Annotated in this window: 3 protein-coding genes; 1 reads left to right on the forward strand and 2 read right to left on the reverse strand. The window is 71.6% G+C overall.

From position 1 onward, the window contains the following. Positions 1–28 precede the first annotated feature (28 nt). Entirely contained in the window at positions 29–1,153 is a 1,125-nt protein-coding gene (disA, locus tag AOK17_RS46190) for a DNA integrity scanning diadenylate cyclase DisA (RefSeq protein ID WP_055618634.1), read from the reverse strand. Between the two features lie 70 nt (positions 1,154–1,223). After that, positions 1,224–2,633, reverse strand: coding sequence for a DNA repair protein RadA (radA, locus tag AOK17_RS46195; protein ID WP_055618635.1), 1,410 nt, complete (start codon positions 2,631–2,633; stop codon positions 1,224–1,226). A gap of 219 nt (positions 2,634–2,852) precedes the next feature. Between radA and AOK17_RS46200 the strand changes: the two genes are divergently transcribed. Next, on the forward strand, positions 2,853–3,632 hold a 780-nt coding region (locus tag AOK17_RS46200; protein WP_483855193.1), incomplete at its 3' end, for an RNA polymerase sigma factor.

Raw genomic sequence — 3,632 nt, forward strand, 5'->3', positions numbered from 1 at the left:
CCCGCACCCCCCGCCAAGCGCCGGACGGCTACACGTACCGCTCAAGAATCGAAGACTCAGCCAACCGAGAAAGCCCCTCCCGCACACTACGAGCCCGAGCCTCCCCCACCCCATCCACGGTCTGCAGATCATCCACACTCGCAGCGAGCAGCTTCTGCAACCCACCGAAGTGCTCGACAAGCCGGTCGATAATGGCCCCCGGCAACCGCGGCACCTTGGCCAACAACCGGAACCCGCGGGGCGAAACCGCGGAGTCGAGCGCCTCGGGCGACCCCGTGTACCCCAACGCCCGAGCCACCGTAGGCAGTTCGAGAAGCTCCGCATGGGTGAGCGCGTCGAGCTCGAACAACGCCTCGTCAACGGTCCGCGACCGCTTGGCAGTCGGCTCGGGCACATAGTCCCGCACGACAAGCTCCCGCTCGGGCTCGACCCCGGCGATCAACTCGTCCAGCTGAAGCGCGAGCAGCCGCCCGTCCGTGCCCAACTCGACCACGTACTCGGCGATCTCGGTCGCGATCCGGCGCACCATCTCCAGCCGCTGGGCGACCGCGGACACGTCCCGGACGGTGACCAGGTCCTCGATTTCGAGGGCGGACAACGTGCCGGCGACCTCGTCGAGCCGGAGCTTGTACCGCTCCAGCGTGGCCAGCGCCTGGTTCGCGCGGGAGAGGATCGCGGCCGAGTCCTCCAGGACCCGCCGCTGCCCGTCCACGTACAGCGCGATCAGCCGCATGGACTGGGAGACGGAGACGACGGGGAAGCCGACCTGCTTGCTCACCCGGTCCGCCGTGCGGTGCCGGGTACCCGTCTCCTCCGTGGGGATGGTGGGGTCGGGCACCAGCTGCACACCGGCCCGCAGGATCTTGGTGATGTCCTTGTCGACGATGATGCCGCCGTCGAGCTTGCACAGCTCGCGCAGCCGGGTCGCCGTGAACTCGACGTCCAGCACGAAACCGCCGCTGCACATCGCCTCGACGGTCTTGTCCCAGCCGAGCACGATGAGCCCGCCTGTGTTGCCGCGGAGGATGCGCTCCAGGCCGTCACGCAGCCCTGTGCCGGGTGCCACGGCGCTGAGTGAGGTGCGCATCAGGCCATCGGCACCGGAACTCCCGGCGGACTTGCCGGGAACTGCTGCCCGGTCGTTGGCTGCCACTGCACTCCTCCGGTCGCAGGTGTCTGGGGGCGCCCTGAGTTCGTACGGACGGGCGAGACCTGGGCAAAGTCTACCGGCGCTCTTCCTCGTCCCGTGGGGCCTCTCGCCGACGCGACCTCGGGAGGACCCTCAGGGCGTCCCCCATGTCGGCGACTTCCAGGACCTTCATGCCGGCGGGGATCTTGCCCGGATCGTTCGGAACGAGGGCGTGGGTGAAGCCCAGACGATGGGCCTCGGCGAGTCTGCGCTGGACGCCCGTGACCCGTCTGACCTCGCCCGCGAGGCCCACTTCGCCGATCGCGACGAGGTTCTTGGGCAGCGGGGTGTCGCTCGCGGCGCTGGCCAGCGCGAGCGCGATCGCGAGGTCCGCGGCGGGCTCGGTGAGCTTCACACCGCCGACCGTCGCGGTGTAGATGTCCCGCTTCCCGATGGCACTGATCCGGCCGCGCTGCTCCAGAACGGCGAGCATCATCTGGACCCGGGAGGTCTCCAGACCGGAGGTCGTACGCCTCGGCGTGGGGATCTGGGTGTCCACGGTGAGCGCCTGGACCTCGGCCACCAGGGGACGGCGGCCTTCCAGGGTGACGGTCAGACAGGTGCCGGGGACGGGCTCGGCACGGCGGGTGAGGAACAGGCCGCTCGGGTCGGTCAGACCGGTGATGCCCTCGTCGTGCAACTCGAAGCAGCCGACCTCGTCCGTCGTCCCGTAACGGTTCTTGACGCCCCGTACGAGCCGAAGGCGCGCGTGCCGGTCGCCCTCGAAGCTCAGGACGACGTCCACGAGGTGCTCCAGGAGCCGCGGTCCCGCGATGGCGCCGTCCTTGGTGACATGGCCCACCAGCAGGGTGGCCATGCCGCGCTCCTTGGAGGCACGGATCAGGGCGCCGGCCACCTCGCGGACCTGGGACATGCCTCCGGGGGCGCCGTCGATCTCCGGAGAGGCCACCGTCTGCACGGAGTCGACGATGAGCAGGGACGGCTTCACCGCGTCCAAGTGGCCGAGGACCGCGGCCAGATCGGTCTCCGCCGCCAGAAACAGGTGGTCGTCGATCGCCTTGATGCGGTCGGCGCGCAGCCGGACCTGGCTCGCCGACTCCTCACCCGTGATGTAGAGCGTGCGGTGCTCGTCGCTGGCCGCCTTCGCCGCCACGTCCAGCAGCAGCGTGGACTTGCCGACACCCGGCTCGCCCGCCACCAGCACGACCGCGCCCGGTACGAGCCCGCCGCCGAGCACCCGGTCCAGCTCGGGCACGCCGGTCGAGCGGGCGGTCGCCTGCCGGCCGTCGACCTGGCCGATGGGCAGCGCGGACGTGGTGACCCGGCCGGGGGCCGTCGTCCGCACCGCGGGCGCGCCGTACTCGTCGATCGTCCCCCAGGCCTGGCATTCGGGGCAGCGGCCGAGCCACTTGGCCGCCTGCCAGCCGCACTCGGTGCAGCGGTAGGACGGCCGGTCCTTCGCGGTCTTCGTACGGGCAGCCATGACACGAACCGTAACCGCCGCCACTGACAGCGCGGTGCCGGTCAGTTCCGCGCCTGATGCCGATAACCGGGCACCCTTCACAAACCGCCCACGGCTCGTCAGGAACACGCCATGGAATTCAGGGTTCCTGTCCCCTTATGAGGGATCGTTTCACCCGTACGGATTAAATGTGCGCAAGCAGCAAGAAGGGGCCACCGCCCGGCCCCTACGGTCGCACGGGTGATGAGCCGCAGTCCCGAGACCTCGACCCGCACCACCAGCGCACACCGGGCGCACCGCGAGGCGCGCGACCGGGCGGCGGCGCGCACGCTGGCGCAGTGCCCGCCTCCGCGCTACGAGCCGTACCTGGACGGTCTGTTCACCTACTGCCTGTCCGTCCTGTGCGACCACGACACGGCGACCGCCGCCCTCGGCGACGTACTCGCGCTCGCCGAGCGCCGAGGGCAGCGCGGCCCGGAGGCACCCGACGACCGCAGGGCCTGGCTGTACGCCCTCGCCCGCTGGTCGTGCCTGCGCAAGCTCGCCGAGGCCAAGCAGAAACGTCATGGCGCCCATGCGCTGGGACGATCCGAGGGCGCGCACGCCTCCGGCCGCCCCCAGAGTGCGTACGGCGACGGCCGGTCCCAAGGCGCGTACGCAGGCGTCCACCGAGCCGCCGCCGCGGTCGCCGACCGCCCCGCCGACCGTCCCGCCGACCGTCCCGGCGGGCAGACAGCCGACCGGGCGGCCGACCGCGCCTCCGACCGGACCGCGGACCCGTCCGCCGACCTCCTCTCCGCCGCCGAGGAGGACCGTCGCCGTCGTGAACTCGCGCTGCTGGCCTGGCCGGAGGCCGCCGGTACGACGCCCGAACAGCGTGAGGCGCTCGAACTGGCCGTGCGGCACCAGCTCGCCGCGCACGAGGTCGCCGCCGTCCTCGGCATGGACCTGGCAGCCGCGCGCGTGCGCTCGACCTCGCAGGCGGCCGTCGCGAGGAGTTCGCGCGCGGCTGCCAGGTCC

Origin of the sequence: Streptomyces phaeochromogenes (assembly GCF_001418655.1) — a bacterium.
Classification (GTDB): Bacteria; Actinomycetota; Actinomycetes; order Streptomycetales; family Streptomycetaceae; genus Streptomyces; species Streptomyces phaeochromogenes.

What these genes read in the sequence shown, in the direction of transcription:
- radA (WP_055618635.1), bottom strand. Translation starts at nt 2,633, where the DNA reads ATGGCTGCCCGTACGAAGACCGCGAAGGACCGGCCGTCCTACCGCTGC.